Genomic DNA, 14,793 nt, shown 5'->3' on the forward strand with positions numbered 1-14,793 from the left:
CAGCGCTTGCGACAAGGCGCCCCGCGGGGCGCCTTGAGGCTTGGCCGGAACGGCTTACTTCTTGGCGTATTCCTCGACCGGCTTGTCGTTCGGATTCGCCCAGGCCGCCTTCGTCGCTTCCGAGGCCGGCATGTTCAGCTTGGCATTGACCGGGGGGATGGGCTGCACGAACCACTTGTCATACAGCTTGGCAATCTCGCCCGACTTCATCATGCCCTTGATGCTGTCGTCCACAGCCTTCTTGAAGGCCGGGTCGTCCTTGCGGATCATGATGGCGATCGGCTCGACCGACAGGGTTTCACCCACGATCTTGTACTCAGCCGGGTTCTTGGACTTGGCAATGTTGCCAGCCAGGATCTGGCCGTCCATCACGAACGCATCGGCGCGGCCCGATTCCAGCAGCAGGAAGCTGTCGGCGTGGTCCTTGCCCAGCACTTCCTTGAAGTCCACGCCGTTGGCGCGCTCATGCTTGCGCAGCAGTTGCACGGAGGTGGTGCCGGTGGTCGTGGCCACCGTCTTGCCGTTGAGCTGGCTGATGGACGTGATGCCGGAGTTGGCCTTCACCGCAATGCGCACTTCCTCGACATAGGTCGTGACCGCAAAAGCCACGTCCTTGGCGCGGGTGGCGTTGTTGGTGGTGGAGCCGCATTCGATGTCCACGGTGCCGTTCTGCACCAGGGGCACGCGGTTCTGCGAGGTCACCGGCAGGTACTTGATGTCCAGCTTGGCCAGGCCCAGCTGCTTTTGCACGTCCGCCAGCACGCGTTGGCAGACCTCGACGTGGTAGCCCACGTACTTGCCGTCACCCAGGGTGTAGGACAGGGCGCCCGAGGATTCGCGCACGCCCATGGTCACGCTGCCCGAGTCCTTGATCTTCTTCAGCGTATCGGCCTGAGCCACACCGGCCAGAGCGGCGCCAAGGGCCAGGACAAGCATTGCCTTCTTCATAAGTGCTCCTGCAAATTCGGAATCGAATTGTGTCTGTGAACGGGCGAAGCAGACCACGTACGGGCGGTCTGACGGATAGGGAGTATTACGCATCTCAAGGGGGGCGCCCAGATGTCATGCACGATTCATGCCGTGCCACCACCCGGCTGGTTGAGGAACGACCACAGGGCCTGGGCCACGGGCTTGACACGCCGCGTGGTGGCCTGGCGCTCCCGGTACATGCGCAACTCCATGTTCAGTTCATAGTGGCCGGGTTCCGCAGCGCGGACCAGCCGACGGGCCTTCACTTCCTTCTTCACCGAGCTGGCCGGCAGGAAGGCCAGACCGTGCCCCTCCAGGGCCATGGCCTTGAGGCTTTCGGCCATGTCCGTCTCGAAGACGGATTCCAGATTCAGCGGCAGTGCGGCGTCCTTGACGATCAGCTCCACCAGGCGCCCGAGATAGGCGCCCGAGGCGTAGCTCAGAAACGGGATTTTCTGCCCAGGATGGCCGGTGATGCGGAACATCGGCGCCCCGGCAGCGTCCGCCTTCGCATAGGCGGACAGGGTTTCGTGTCCGAGGGACACCGACTCGTAACGCTCCGGGTCCAGCTGCAGCGGCTGGCTGGGATGGTGATAGACCACCAGCAGGTCGCAGTTGCCTTCGCTAAGTTGCAAGGTAGCGTCGTGCACATTCAAAGCATTCAGCCGGCACTTCACTTCGCCGAAGCGCTGGCGCAACTCCATGAGCCAGTGCGGGAAGAAGCTGAAGGACAGGGAGTGCGGGACGGCGAACTCGATCATGTCCTGGCCGGCCGACTGGTGGCTGCGCAGCATGTTGCGCGTGGCCTGGAGGTTGCCCAGCAGGTCGACCGCCTGCCCGAGCAGGGTCTCACCGGCAGCGGTCAGCCGGGTGGGATAGGACGAGCGGTCCACCAGATCCACGCCGGCCCAGGCCTCGAGCGCCTGGATGCGCCGTGAGAAGGCGGGCTGCGTCACGTGTCGCAGCTGGGCCGAACGCGAGAAGCTGCGCGTCTCCGCCAAACTCACAAAGTCTTCAAGCCACTTGGTTTCCACGAGGCGGGATTATGCCCGCGCGCCAAGGGCTCAGGCCGGTGCGCCTCGTGCTCATCCGGACGCGCCGAGCGCTCATTCCGACGCGCTGGGTGCTGAGGCCGGCGTGCCGGCGGGGCTGCCGCCTTGCCCGTCCTGCTGCATGGACCACATCTGCGCATAACGGCCCTGCTGCGCCAGCAACTGCGCATGGGTGCCCCGCTCCACGATCTCGCCATGCTCCATCACCAGGATCTCGTGCGCATCCACGATGGTGGACAGGCGATGGGCGATCACCAGCACCGTCTTGTTTTCGGCGGCGGCTTCCAGTTCGGCCTGGATGGCCCGCTCGTTGCGGGAATCCAGGGCCGAGGTGGCCTCGTCGAAGATCAGGATGGGCGGATTCTTCAGCAGCGTGCGGGCGATGGCCACCCGCTGCTTCTCCCCGCCGGAGAGCTTCAGGCCCCGCTCGCCCACCATGGTCTGGTAGCCCTGCGGCAGGCTGCTGATGAAGCTGTGGATGTGGGCCGCGCGGGCGGCGGCCTCCACCTCCTCGGTGCTGGCTTCCGGGCGTCCGTACGCGATGTTGTAGGCGATGGTGTCGTTGAACAGCACGGTGTCCTGCGGCACGATGCCGATGGCGCGGCGCAGGCTCTGCTGCGTCACCTGGACCAGCGGCTGGCCGTCGATGGTGATGCGGCCCCCGTCCACGTCATAGAAGCGATAGAGCAGCCGCGCCAGCGTGCTCTTGCCCGACCCGCTGGGCCCCACCACCGCCACCTTGCGTCCGGCCGGAATCTCGAAGGACACGCCCTTGAGAATCGGCCGGTCCGGCTCATAGGCAAACACCACGTCCTCGAAGCGCACGGTCGCGCCGCGCACCTGCAGCGGCTGGGCCTGCGGCGTGTCGGCCACTTCCCGCTCCTTGGAGAGCAGGGCAAACATCTTGTCCAGGTCGGTCAGGCTCTGCTTGATCTCCCGATAGATCACCCCCAGGAAGTTCAGCGGGATGTAGAGCTGGATCATGAAGGCGTTGATCATCACCAGGTCGCCCAGGCTCATGTGGCCGTCCACCACGCCCTGGGTGGCCCGCCACAGCATGGCCACCAGGGCCGAGGCGATGATCACCTGCTGCCCGCTGTTGAGCAGCGACAGCGTGGTCTGCGACTTGAGCTGGGCGCGGCGCAGTTGCTCCAGACTCTGGTCGTAGCGGGCGGCCTCGAAGTCCTCGTTGTTGAAGTACTTCACCGTCTCGTAGTTCAACAGCGAGTCGATGGCCTTGCTGTGGGCCACCGAATCCAGCTCGTTCAGCCGGCGGCGGAACTGGGTGCGCCACTCGGTGACCATCACGGTGAAGCCGATGTAGAACACGAGTGCGGCGCCGGTGATCCAGGCGAACATGGCGTCGAACTTGACGGCCAGCAGGCTGAGCACCAGCACCACTTCCACCAGCGTCGGGAAGATGCTGTAGAGGGAATAGGAAATCAGGGAATGCACGGCGCGGGTGCCGCGTTCGATGTCCCGGGTCATGCCACCGGTCTGGCGCTCCAGATGGAAGCGCAGGCTCAGGTCATGCAGATGGCGGAACACCTGCAGCGAGATGCTGCGGGAGGCGCCTTCGGTGGCCTTGGCGAAGATCAGTTCCCGGGCTTCGGTGAACAGCGAGGTGCACAGCCGCAGCAGTCCGTAGGCCAGCAGCAGGCCCACCGGCACCACCATCAGCGCCTGTGGGCTGCCGGGCTGCACGTCCAGGCTATCGACCAGCCGCTTGAGCAGCAGCGGCACGCTCACGTTGGCGAATTTCGCCCCAATCATGAAAGCCAGGGCCACGGCGACCCGCCAGCGATAGCGCCAGAAATACGGCAGCAGCCGGCCCACCGTCCGCCAATCGCCCCGGCGAGGGGTGCTGGCGTCGCTTGTGGGCGAGGAGGGAACAGGGTTGGGCAATGAAGAAGACCGGCGCATGGGTAGGGTCGTGTGCTCTGGCGCGTGCTGGACGACAATGGCGCCCATTCTCACCCCGGGCTCTCCCTGCTGCTGACCATGAGCACCCCTACCCCCAAGTCTCCTGACACCTTGCCGCCTGCCGACGCGCTGGGCCCCCGTGAACTGGTGATGCGGGTCATGCCCATGCCGGCGGATGCCAACGGCAACGGCGACATCTTCGGCGGCTGGATCATGGCGCAGGTCGACCTGGCCGGTTCCGTGCTGCCGCTGCGTATCTCGCGGGGCCGGGTGGCCACGGTGGCGGTGAATGAATTCATCTTCAAGCAGCCGGTGTCCATCGGGGACCTGCTGAGCTTTTATGCCGAGGTCAAGCGCATTGGCCGCACCTCGATCACTGTGCATGTGGAAGTGTTTGCCGAACGCAACCCGGCGAATCCGCATGTGGTGAAGGTGACCGAGGCCAACCTCACCTATGTGGCGATCGACCGTGAAGGCAAGCCGCGGGCGTTTGCCGAGCAGGCCTGAGGCTTGCCGCAGCGGCGACTCAGCGTTTGTGGACAAGGCTTCGCGCTGATGTCCCTCTGAATTTCAATCCGGACCATGGGGCAGGTGTCCAGGACCTCCCTATGGGACTTTTCATCCCCCCAGGCGGTCCTGCAGTATGAAAGCCGCCATTTCCCAGGAGACACCCCCGATGCAGCCCATCCCCGCATCATCCGCCCACACTGGCGCGCGTCCCGCGCCGGTGCCCTTCTATAAGCAGCTGTATGTCCAGGTGGTGGTGGCAATCGTCATCGGCGTCTTGCTGGGCTACTTCGAGCCGAAGTATGGGGTGGCGCTCAAGCCGCTGGGGGACGCCTTCATCAAGCTGGTGAAGATGATCATCGCGCCGGTGATCTTCCTGACCATCGTCACCGGCATCGCCAGCATGACCCACCTCAAATCGGTGGGCCGGGTGTTTGGCAAGGCGATGGTGTACTTCCTGTTCTTCTCCACGCTGGCGCTGATCGTTGGCCTGGTGGTGGCGCATGTGGTGCAGCCGGGCGCCGGCATGAATGTGAACGTGGCCGACCTGGACCAGAAGGAAGTGCGCGGCTACGTGGATAAGACCCATGAGCTGACGATCACCGGCTTCCTGATGGACATCATTCCGAAGTCGCTGCTCGGCTCGCTGTCGGACGGCAACATCCTGCAGACGCTGTTCGTGGCGGTGCTGTTCGGGGTGGCGCTGTCGCTGTCGGGCGAGCGCGGCCGGCCGGTGCTGACCTTCATGGAATCGCTGACCGTGCCGGTCTTCCGTCTGGTGCACATCCTGATGCGTGCGGCGCCGATTGGTGCGCTGGGCGCAATGGCCTTCACCATTGGCAAGTACGGGGTGGCAGCGCTGGTGAACCTGGCGTGGCTGGTGGGCAGTTTCTACATCACGGCGCTGCTGTTCGTGCTGGTGATCCTGGGCCTGGTGGCGCGCCTGTGCGGCTTCTCGGTCCTGAAGCTGATCCGTTATCTGAAGGCCGAGCTGCTGCTGGTGCTGGGCACCTCTTCGTCGGAATCGGCCCTGCCCTCGCTGATGGAGAAGATGGAGAAGGCCGGTTGCGAGAAGACGGTGGTGGGCCTGGTGGTCCCGACCGGCTATTCGTTCAACCTGGACGGCACCAACATCTACATGACGCTGGCGGCGCTGTTCATTGCGCAGGCCACCAACACTGAACTGACGCTGGGCCACCAGATCTCGCTGCTGCTGGTGGCGATGCTGAGCTCCAAGGGCGCGGCGGGCGTGACGGGGGCGGGGTTCATCACCCTGGCGGCGACGCTGTCGGTGGTGCCGGAAGTACCGGTGGCGGGCATGGCGCTGATTCTGGGCGTGGACCGCTTCATGTCCGAATGCCGTTCGCTGACCAACTTCATCGGTAATGCCGTGGCCACGGTAGTGGTCTCGAAGTGGGAAGGCGCGCTGGACATGAAGAAGCTCCAGGAGGCCCTGAATTCGCCGGTCGATCCGGACGACGCCCCGATCGCCTGAGGACCTTCGCGGTACCTGGATGAACACACGGGCCCTGCGGGGCCCGTGCCTGTTTCCGGGCCGAGATGTCCAAAGTCACTCGCCAGCGGAGCGCGGGGCCGTTAAGTTGCGGATCTTCGCCACTTCGAGCAGTGATCGTGCCGCCCGCTCCTGGACCTCTCGGACTCGACACCAACACCCCGGCCCTGGACGCGGGGACCTTGTGCCTTCAGCAGTCCAAGCCCCCGGGGCCCTTGTGCGGGGTCACCGGACCCGCCGCCACGGCGGCGCCGGCGCTGGATGCGCAGACGCGCAAGCTGGCGGCCATTGCGTTTGGTGAGGCGTCCACGGCCAATGATCCGGATGAAATCGGCGGCATCGCCTGGGCCGTTGCCAACCGCTGCAGAGCCTGGGGCGGCAAGACCGTGGACCAGTTGCTCACGGCCGATCCCAACTACACCTATGCGGTCAAGGACGGCAATGCGCGCTATGGTCAGTTCATGGGGGCCACAACTGCGCAGATTGCTGCCGACCCTGGCATGAAACTCGCCAGGGAATGGGCCGAAAACGCCTTGGCCAGCCGGGGCAAGGACCCGTCCAACGGTGCTTATTGGTGGGACGGCAAGGACTTCAAGACCAACTTCAAGAACCATCCCAAGGTCAAGGACGGCTTCCGTTTTGGCGACCCGTCCCACAACATTTTCGGGGTGAAAGAGCCGGTGAACGACGAGACGGTGACCTACTGGACTGCCAAGAAGAATGGGGTGCTGGTCAACGTCAAGGAGCGGGGTCGCTACACTGCGGTGTGGGTCTCCACCGCTGCACATGGGTCCACGATTTTCTGGACGCATCCCCAGGACTATCTCACCGCCACTGGCGGCAAGAGCTACCGCTGACACCATGAACCGAAACCTTGCTGCGGCCTTGCTTGCCGCTGCCATGAGTATGGCGCACGCTGCCGATGGCGAGGCCAACGTCTTTGAGGGATACGACGACTTCTACAGCAGCCTGCCTTCACGACTGTTCAGCCCCGCAGACCTTCGCAAGGTCGCCCGCGGCGGACTGGGGGAGCCGGCGGGCGACTTCTGGAAGTTCACCCTGGACGGGGGTGCGGCGCATGTTCTGGAACTGCGGGGGCCTGACGTCATCCTGGATGGACGGCGCATCGCTGCCGCGCGTGCCATCCGCTTCGAGGGGGAACCGCCGGCCCCGTCATTGGGCCGCACGGCCCGGGTCTTTGCGAATGAAGAGGCCGTCTGCGTCGAAGGTGTGCCGAGCAGCGCCAGCGGCACGGCGGTGCGGCATGTGCGGGTGTGGCTGATCAAGCAGCCCTATGGCCCACAGGCGCAGCGCTTCGAACTGCCCAGCCTCTTTGCCAGTTGCCTGGCTCTCTCCCGAGACCCGGACGGCATAGGATTTTTCAAGGCCAGCTACCGCTGGCCCGAAGGGCAACCGGAGGCGCTGGGACTGACGCTGACCCCCTGGCGTCTCCAGGGGAGGCGCTTCGTCCCTGCGGGCGAGCCCCGGACCACCACCTTCGTTGAGCCCGGGAACCTCTACCGCTTTACTGCGCCCTGAAGATCAGAACTTGGAGAAGTCCGGCTGACGCTTCTGGAAGAAGGCCTGGAAGGCTTCGATGGCTTCGGGGCTGCGCAGGCGGGCGCCGAAGATCTCTGCTTCCACCTGGATGGTGTTCAGCAGTTCTTCCTCGGTGCTGCGGCGCATCAGCTTCTTGCTCTCCATCACGGCGGTCGGCGGCAGGCTGTTGAAGCGCTCGGCGACGCGGCGGGCGTAGTTCACCACTTCGCCGGCGGGCAGCACGCTGTTGGCAATGCCATATTCCACGGCCTGTTCGCCGGTGAACGGATCGCCCAGCAGCAGCTTCTCCGCGGCGCGGCGCTGGCCCATCAGGCGGGGCACGATCAGGCTTGAACCGAACTCCGGCACCAGGCCCAGGCTGACGAAGGGCATGGCCAGGCGTGCATCGTCGGCCACGTAGACCAGATCGCAGTGCAGCAGCAGCGTGGTGCCGATGCCGATGGCGGCGCCGTTCACGGCGGCGACGATGGGCTTGTTGCAGCCGATCATGGCCTTCATGAACTGGAAGACGGGGGCTTCCTCGTCCCGGGGCGGGCTGGCCATGAAGTCTTCGATGTCGTTGCCCGACGTGAAGATGGACGGCTGGCCCTGGATCAGCACCGCGCGGACGGTCTTGTCGTCGTTGGCGGCGACCAGTGCGTCGGCCATGGCCTGGTACATCGCACGGGTCAGTGCGTTCTTCTTCTCGGGACGCGCGATCTCGATGGTCAACACGCCGTTGACGATGGCGGTCTTGATGCTCATGGAGCGACTCCTCTCAAAACGAATTGCATGATGCTACCGGTGATCCACCTGTCCTGAGGCTTCGAAGCTTCTAGGCTTCGATGCCCACCTGGATTCCTGCCACGAGCCCGAATACGGTCTTGATGGAGGAAGCGGTTGAGTACGGACTCGATCTGCGCATTTGCCAGCGCCGATCCGTGGCGGCACTGCTGCGTGTTCTACGCTGGTTGGCTCGGTGAATCGCAAGAGGGGGATGGGCCCCCTGTTTTCGGAAGTATTAGGGGGAGACCGCGGAGCGGTCGGAGGACATGGAGAAAACAGGGGGCCCATCCCCCTCTTGCTGGCGCTCGGTCGTTCGCAACCACTACCCTCGGGCTGTTTGCCTATCGATAAAACAAAAAGGGGAGAAGACCCGCCCCCGTCCCATTTCAATGGAACAGCAGCTTCCCTTCCCCCCCTTTGATGGCTAACGAGCCGCTCGACTTACAGCCGCTCGATGATGCCCGCAGCGCCCTGCCCCGCACCCACGCACATCGTCACCATGCCGTACTTGGCACCGGTGCGACGCAGGCCGTGGATGACGGAAGCGGCGCGGATGGCACCGGTGGCGCCCAGCGGGTGGCCCAGGGCGATGGCGCCGCCGTTGGGGTTCACCTTGCTGCGGTCCAGCACGATGCCCTTGCTGTCCAGGTCGTTCAGCACGGCCAGCGACTGGGCGGCGAAGGCTTCATTCAGCTCCACCCAACCCAGGTCCTCAGCCTTGATGCCTGCCAGCTTCAGCGCCGCGGGGATGGCTTCGATCGGGCCGATGCCCATGATCTCCGGCGGCACACCGCGCACCGCGAACGACACGAAGCGAGCCAGCGGCGTCAGACCGAAGCGCTTCACAGCCGCTTCCGACGCCACGATCAGCGCGCCCGCGCCATCCGACGTCTGCGAGCTGTTGCCGGCCGTCACGCTGCCCTTGGCGGCGAACACCGGCTTGAGCTTGGCCAGTCCTTCCATCGACGTGTCCTTGCGCGGACCTTCGTCGATATCCACCGTGCGCGACTTCACCACCACGCCATCGCCATTCAGATCCGGCTGACGGTCCTTCACCTCGAAGGGCGTGATCTCGTCCTTGAAGAAACCGCCTTCGATCGCAGCCAGCGCGCGACGATGCGACTCCAGCGCGAACTCGTCCTGCGCCTCCCGCGACACCTTCCACTGCGCCGCCACCTTCTCGGCGGTCAACCCCATCCCGTAGGCCAGGCCGATGTTCTCGTCCCGCTCAAAAATCGCAGGCGGGAACGACGGCTTGTTGCCGCCCATCGGCACCATCGACATCGATTCGACGCCGCCGGCAATCATCACTTCCGACTCACCCACGCGGATGCGGTCGGCCGCCATCGCCAGCGCCGTGATGCCCGACGCGCAATAACGGTTCACCGTCACGCCACCCACGGTATTGGGCAGGCCCGACAGCACCGCCGCCACGCGGGCGATGTTCATGCCCTGCTCCCCTTCCGGGAACGAGCAACCGATGATCGCGTCCTCGATCACCGACGGATCCAGCCCCGGCACCTGGGCCAGCGCGGCCTGGATCACGCGGGACAGCATCTCGTCCGGACGGGTGTTCTTGAAATAGCCCCGGCCCGACTTGCCGATCGGCAGACGGGTGGCAGCGCAGATGTAGGCGTCTTGAACTTGTTTGGTCATTTCTGATCCTTTCAACGATCAGCAAAAATCAATTGCGCACCGGCTTGCCGGTCTGCAGCATGCCCATGATCCGCTCCTGGGTCTTCGGATGCTCCAGCAGCGAGCAGAAGTGCTTGCGCTCCAGGGCCATCAGGTACTCCTCGGTCACCAGCGCGCCGGCTTCCACCTCACCGCCGCACACCACATCGGCGATCAGCGAAGCCAGATGGAAATCGTGCTGGCTGATGAAGCCGCCGTCACGCATGTTGGCCAGCTGGGCCTTCACCGTGGCGATGCCCGAGCGACCGGCTACCGGGAAGGTGGCCTTCAGCGGCGGACGGTAGCCGGAGTCGGCCATCGCCTTGACCTGGGCCGAGGCCACGAACAGCAGCTCGTCCTTGTTGGGCACGATCACGTCGCTGTCCAGCAGGTAACCCAGCTTGCGGGCTTCCAGCGCCGAGGTCGCCACCTTGGCCGTGGCGGCATTGGTGAAGCCGTCCTTCAGGAAGGCGAAGATGTCGGCATTGGCATTGCCGGCCGATGCCATCTCGGCCGCGCGACGGGCGATGTAGGTCAGACCGCCGCCGCCGGGGATCAGGCCCACGCCCACTTCCACCAGACCCACATACGACTCCATGTGGGCCACGCGACGGGCGCAATGCACCGCCAGCTCGCAGCCGCCGCCCAGGGCCAGACCGCGCATGGCGGCCACCACCGGCACATTGGCGTAGCGGATGCGCAGCATCATGTCCTGCAGCTTCTTCTCTTCCGGCGCAATGCCCTTGGCGCCCTTGGTCATGAAGACCGGCATCAGCGCTTCCAGGTTGGCACCGGCGGAGAACACGTCGTCCGGCGACCAGATCACCAGGCCCTTGTACTTCGCCTCGGCGATCTCGACCGCCTTGAGCAGGCCTTCGGTCACCGTCGGGCTGATCAGGTGCAGCTTGGCGCTGATCGAGGCGATCAGCACGTCGCCGTCCAGCGACCACACGCGGACTTCTTCGTTCTTGAACTCTTCGGTGCCGGCCTTCAGCGGCTCGACGGCGCCCTCGCCCACCAGCGATTCCGGGAAGGCCTGACGCTCATACACCGGCAGCTTGGCGCGCGGCTTGAACTTGCCTTCCGCAGCGCTCCACGAGCCGTCCTTGCTGTGCACGCCGCCGTTCTCGGCCACCGGGCCTTCGAACACCCAGGCGGGCAGCGGTGCCGACGACAGCGTCTTGCCGGCGTCGATGTCGGCCTTCACCCATTCCGCCACCTGCTTCCAGCCGGCCGCCTGCCACAGCTCGAACGGGCCTTGCTGCGAGCCGAAGCCCCAGCGCATGGCGAAGTCGATTTCGCGGGCGGTGTCGGCCACGGTGTCCAGATGCACGGCCACGTAGTGGAAGCTGTCGCGCAGGATGGACCACAGGAACTGCGCCTGCGGATTGGTCGATTCACGCAGCAGCTTGATGCGGTCCGCTGCCGGCTTCTTCAGCATGCGGGCCACGATCTCGTCGGCCTTCTTGCCGCCGGCCACGTATTCACCGGTGGCGAAGTCCAGGCGCTGGATGTCCTTGCCGACCTTCTTGTAGAAGCCCGCGCCGGCCTTCTGGCCCAGTGCGCCCTTCTCGATCAGGCCCGCCAGCACCTTGGGCGTGGCATAGGTCGAATAGAACGGATCGTCCTTCAGGTTGTCCTGCATCGTCTTGACGACGTGGGCCATCGTGTCCAGGCCCACCACGTCCGCGGTGCGGAAGGTGCCCGATGACGCGCGGCCCAGCTTCTTGCCGGTCAGGTCGTCCACCACGTCCACGCTCAGGCCGAACTTCTCGGCCTCGATCATCGTGGCCATCATGCCGGCGATGCCCACGCGATTGGCAACGAAGTTGGGCGTGTCATTGGCACGCACCACACCCTTGCCGACGGCGGTGGTCACGAAGCTTTCCAGCTGGTCGATCACTTCCGGACGGGTCGTCGGCGTGTTGATCAGCTCCACCAGGTACATGTAGCGCGGCGGATTGAAGAAGTGGATGCCGCAGAAGCGCGGCTTGATTTCCTCGGGCAGCACTTCGCTCAGCTTGGTGATCGACAGGCCGGACGTGTTGGAGGCCACGATGGCATGCGGGGCCACGAACGGCGCGATCTTGGTGTACAGATCCAGCTTCCAGTCCATGCGCTCGGCGATGGCCTCGATGATCAGGTCGCAGTCCTTGAGCAGCTCCAGGTGCTCTTCATAGTTGGCCTGCTGGATCAGCGCGGCGTTCTCCGGCACGCCCAGCGGGGCCGGCTTGAGCTTCTTCAGCCCCTCGACCGCCTTGGTCACGATCCCGTTCTTGGGGCCTTCCTTGGCCGGCAGGTCGAACAGCACGACCGGCACTTTCACGTTGACCAGATGGGCGGCGATCTGCGCGCCCATCACGCCGGCGCCGAGCACGGCCACCTTGCGAACTTGGAATCGACTCATGGTTTCTCCAATGAACATCACTCGGATGTATGAAATCTACGGGGGGCTTATTCAGCCCTCACCCAGGTCTGTGTACGCCCCAACAAAGGCATGCCGATGAAACCGCGCACTTCCAGCTTGCGGCCGCCGTCCACCGGGCGCAGGCGCACCTTGTAGACCTTGCCGTTGGACGGATCGAGGATGTCCCCGCCGTCCCACAGCTGCGTGTCGCCGGTGTTCTTCTTGACGTTGCGGATGATGGTCATGCCCAGGATGGGCTGACCCTTGCGGTCGTCGCTGCATTCTTCGCAGACGGCCGTCTGCTTGGCAGGGTCGCTGATCTTCTCGATCTTGCCGACCAGCACGCCGCCCACCTCGCTGATGCGGACGGTGGAACGCTCCTGGCGGGTCTCGTCGTCGATCGTCTTCCAGACGCCGACCGGCGAGCTGCTCTGGGCCAGGGCCACATTGACGGACATGCTCAGGCCCAGGGCCATGGCGGTCGCGATCAGCGGTTTCATCGTGTCTCTCTCCTGCTTTATTGGATGCGATGTTGAGCGGACTACGCCCGGGCGTCAAAACCCGGGCGCGTGCTGGGGGCATCCGCTGGAAGCCCCGCGGGGACGATCAGAACAGGGCTTCGTCCATTTCCATCAGCGAGCTCAGGCCCGCACGGCAGGTGCGGATCAGGCCGGCGGTTTCCGGCAGCAGCTTGGCGAAATAGAAGCGGGCGGTGGAGAGCTTGGCGGTGTAGAAGGGATCGCCGCTGTCCTTCTTGTCCAGGGCCAGGCGGGCCATGCGGGCCCACATGTAGGCGAAGGTCAGGTGACCCACCACGCGCAAGTAGTCCACGGCGGCGGCGCCGACTTCGTCCGGATTCTGGAAGGCCTTCATGCCGATCTCGGTGGTCAGCTTGGTGACCTTGTCGCCGATGTCGGCCAGCGGGTTGATGAACTCCTGCATCGCCTCGTTGGTGCCCTCTTCCTCGACGAACTCGGCGATCTTCTTGCCGAACTTCTTCAGGACAGCGCCATTGTTGGCCAGGATCTTGCGGCCCAGCAGGTCCAGCGCCTGGATGGTGTTGGTGCCCTCATAGATCATGTTGATGCGGGAGTCCCGCACGAACTGCTCCATGCCCCACTCGTGGATGAAGCCGTGGCCGCCGAAGACCTGCATGCAGTGCGAGGTGGCGATCCAGCCGTTGTCGGTGATGAAGGCCTTGATGATGGGCGTCAGCAGGGCGACTTCGTCTTCGCAGGCCTTGCGCTCGTCGGCGTCGTCGCTGGACAGGGCCTTGTCCAGTTGCAGGGCCACGTAGCCGGTCAGGGCACGGCCGCCTTCGGCATAGGCACGGGCGGTCAGCAGCATCTTGCGCACGTCGGGGTGCACGATGATGGGGTCGGCGGCCTTGTCCGGGGCCTTCGGGCCGGACAGGGCACGCATCTGGATGCGGTCCTTGGCGTAAGCCACGGCATTCTGGTAGGCCACTTCGGTCAGGCCCAGGGACTGGTTGCCCACGCCCAGGCGGGCGGCGTTCATCATCACGAACATGGCCTGCAGGCCCTTGTTGGGCTGGCCCACCATCGTGCCCACGGCGCCGTCCAGCACCATCTGGGCGGTGGCGTTGCCATGGATGCCCATCTTGTGCTCCAGGCCGCCGCAGTAGATGGCGTTGCGCTCACCCAGCGAGCCATCGGCATTCACATTGAACTTGGGCACGACGAACAGCGAGATGCCCTTGGAACCGGCCGGTGCGTCCGGCAGGCGCGCCAGCACCAGGTGGACGATGTTCTCGGCCAGGTCGTGTTCACCGGCGGAGATGAAGATCTTCTGGCCGGTGATCTTGTAGGTGCCGTCGGCCTGGGGTTCCGCCTTGGAGCGCAGCAGGCCCAGGTCGGTGCCGCAATGCGGCTCGGTCAGGCACATGGTGCCGGTCCACACGCCGGAGGTCAGCTTGGGCAGGTAGAGCCGCTTCTGCTCGGGCGTGCCGTGGGCATGCAGGGCCTCGTAGGCGCCGTGGCTCAGGCCGGGATACATCGTCCAGGCCTGGTTGGCCGAGTTCAGCATCTCGTAGAAGGCGTTGTTGACCACCACCGGCAGGCCCTGGCCGCCGAATTCCGGGTCGCAGGACAGGGCCGGCCAGCCGCCTTCCACATACTGGGCGTAGGCTTCCTTGAAGCCCTTGGGCGCCTTCACCTCATGGGTGGTCTTGTCCAGCACGCAGCCTTCGGCGTCGCCGGACAGGTTCAGCGGGGCGATCACTTCAGCAGCGAACTTGCCGCCTTCTTCCAGCACCGCATTGATCGTGTCCTCATCCACCTCGGCATGGGCCGGCAGCATCTTGAGTTCGTCAGCGACGTGCAGCAGCTCGTGCAGAACGAACTGCATGTCGCGCAGGGGCGGGTTGTACTGGGGCATGAGGAACTCCTGATGTCGAGGTTTTG

12 protein-coding genes are annotated in these 14,793 nt (G+C 64.9%); 4 read left to right on the forward strand and 8 right to left on the reverse strand.

The genetic code is table 11. The features are described 5' to 3' along the window. Positions 1-54: 54 nt before the first annotated feature. The 3 genes from DES44_RS21805 to DES44_RS21815 all read right to left on the reverse strand — a co-directional run bounded on the left by DES44_RS21805 (position 55) and on the right by DES44_RS21815 (position 3,944). Positions 55-948 carry an amino acid ABC transporter substrate-binding protein gene (locus DES44_RS21805; RefSeq protein WP_058934102.1) on the reverse strand — a complete coding sequence of 298 codons (894 nt, stop codon included), beginning with the start codon at positions 946-948 and terminating at the stop codon, positions 55-57. A 125-nt stretch (positions 949-1,073) separates the two neighbouring features. Beyond that, the gene (locus DES44_RS21810; protein WP_058934101.1) at positions 1,074-2,003 is read right to left on the reverse strand and encodes a LysR substrate-binding domain-containing protein; all 930 of its coding nucleotides are present in this window, start codon (positions 2,001-2,003) and stop codon (positions 1,074-1,076) included. Positions 2,004-2,075: 72 nt separating this feature from the next. Next, on the reverse strand, positions 2,076-3,944 hold the full coding sequence (locus DES44_RS21815; RefSeq protein WP_058934100.1) for an ABCB family ABC transporter ATP-binding protein/permease: 1,869 nt from the start codon (positions 3,942-3,944) through the stop codon (positions 2,076-2,078). Between the two features lie 78 nt (positions 3,945-4,022). Here DES44_RS21815 and DES44_RS21820 point away from each other — a divergent pair, with 78 nt between their 5' ends. The 4 genes from DES44_RS21820 to DES44_RS21835 all read left to right on the forward strand — a co-directional run bounded on the left by DES44_RS21820 (position 4,023) and on the right by DES44_RS21835 (position 7,503). Beyond that, positions 4,023-4,451, forward strand: coding sequence for an acyl-CoA thioesterase (locus tag DES44_RS21820; RefSeq protein WP_058937237.1), 429 nt, complete (start codon positions 4,023-4,025; stop codon positions 4,449-4,451). Between the two features lie 169 nt (positions 4,452-4,620). Next, complete coding sequence (locus DES44_RS21825; RefSeq protein ID WP_058934099.1) at positions 4,621-5,946, forward strand: dicarboxylate/amino acid:cation symporter; 1,326 nt, start codon at positions 4,621-4,623, stop codon at positions 5,944-5,946. Positions 5,947-6,083: 137 nt separating this feature from the next. Next, positions 6,084-6,821, forward strand: coding sequence for a hypothetical protein (locus tag DES44_RS21830; protein ID WP_232309942.1), 738 nt, complete (start codon positions 6,084-6,086; stop codon positions 6,819-6,821). A gap of 43 nt (positions 6,822-6,864) precedes the next feature. After that, complete coding sequence (locus tag DES44_RS21835) at positions 6,865-7,503, forward strand: hypothetical protein (RefSeq protein ID WP_116001854.1); 639 nt, start codon at positions 6,865-6,867, stop codon at positions 7,501-7,503. Positions 7,504-7,506: 3 nt separating this feature from the next. On the opposite strand, the gene DES44_RS21840 is transcribed toward DES44_RS21835, so the two are convergent. From DES44_RS21840 to DES44_RS21860, 5 genes are all read right to left on the reverse strand, one after another. Then, positions 7,507-8,268, reverse strand: a complete 762-nt coding sequence (locus DES44_RS21840) for an enoyl-CoA hydratase (protein ID WP_058934096.1) — start codon at positions 8,266-8,268, stop codon at positions 7,507-7,509. A gap of 462 nt (positions 8,269-8,730) precedes the next feature. Then, positions 8,731-9,945: an acetyl-CoA C-acyltransferase gene (locus DES44_RS21845; protein ID WP_058934095.1), complete on the reverse strand. Its 1,215-nt coding sequence runs from the start codon at positions 9,943-9,945 to the stop codon at positions 8,731-8,733. A 28-nt stretch (positions 9,946-9,973) separates the two neighbouring features. Beyond that, entirely contained in the window at positions 9,974-12,370 is a 2,397-nt protein-coding gene (locus tag DES44_RS21850; RefSeq protein WP_058937236.1) for a 3-hydroxyacyl-CoA dehydrogenase/enoyl-CoA hydratase family protein, read from the reverse strand. Between the two features lie 47 nt (positions 12,371-12,417). Continuing rightward, a complete protein-coding gene (locus DES44_RS21855) occupies positions 12,418-12,870 on the reverse strand; it encodes a DUF2147 domain-containing protein (protein ID WP_058934094.1) in 453 nt (150 codons plus the stop codon). A gap of 106 nt (positions 12,871-12,976) precedes the next feature. Then, positions 12,977-14,767, reverse strand: coding sequence for an acyl-CoA dehydrogenase C-terminal domain-containing protein (locus tag DES44_RS21860; RefSeq protein ID WP_058934093.1), 1,791 nt, complete (start codon positions 14,765-14,767; stop codon positions 12,977-12,979). Between the last annotated feature and the right edge of the window lie 26 nt (positions 14,768-14,793).

The organism is Roseateles depolymerans (assembly GCF_003387155.1).
Lineage (GTDB): Bacteria > Pseudomonadota > Gammaproteobacteria > Burkholderiales > Burkholderiaceae_C > Roseateles > Roseateles depolymerans.

Bases quoted from the DNA above. Each gene is read 5' to 3' on its own strand.
- DES44_RS21855 (WP_058934094.1), bottom strand. From the start codon at position 12,870: ATGAAACCGCTGATCGCGACCGCCATGGCCCTGGGCCTGAGCATGTCC.
- DES44_RS21850 (WP_058937236.1), bottom strand. From the start codon at position 12,370: ATGAGTCGATTCCAAGTTCGCAAGGTGGCCGTGCTCGGCGCCGGCGTG.
- DES44_RS21815 (WP_058934100.1), bottom strand. From the start codon at position 3,944: ATGCGCCGGTCTTCTTCATTGCCCAACCCTGTTCCCTCCTCGCCCACA.
- DES44_RS21845 (WP_058934095.1), bottom strand. From the start codon at position 9,945: ATGACCAAACAAGTTCAAGACGCCTACATCTGCGCTGCCACCCGTCTG.
- DES44_RS21805 (WP_058934102.1), bottom strand. From the start codon at position 948: ATGAAGAAGGCAATGCTTGTCCTGGCCCTTGGCGCCGCTCTGGCCGGT.
- DES44_RS21825 (WP_058934099.1), top strand. From the start codon at position 4,621: ATGCAGCCCATCCCCGCATCATCCGCCCACACTGGCGCGCGTCCCGCG.
- DES44_RS21835 (WP_116001854.1), top strand. From the start codon at position 6,865: ATGAGTATGGCGCACGCTGCCGATGGCGAGGCCAACGTCTTTGAGGGA.
- DES44_RS21860 (WP_058934093.1), bottom strand. From the start codon at position 14,767: ATGCCCCAGTACAACCCGCCCCTGCGCGACATGCAGTTCGTTCTGCAC.
- DES44_RS21840 (WP_058934096.1), bottom strand. From the start codon at position 8,268: ATGAGCATCAAGACCGCCATCGTCAACGGCGTGTTGACCATCGAGATC.
- DES44_RS21820 (WP_058937237.1), top strand. From the start codon at position 4,023: ATGAGCACCCCTACCCCCAAGTCTCCTGACACCTTGCCGCCTGCCGAC.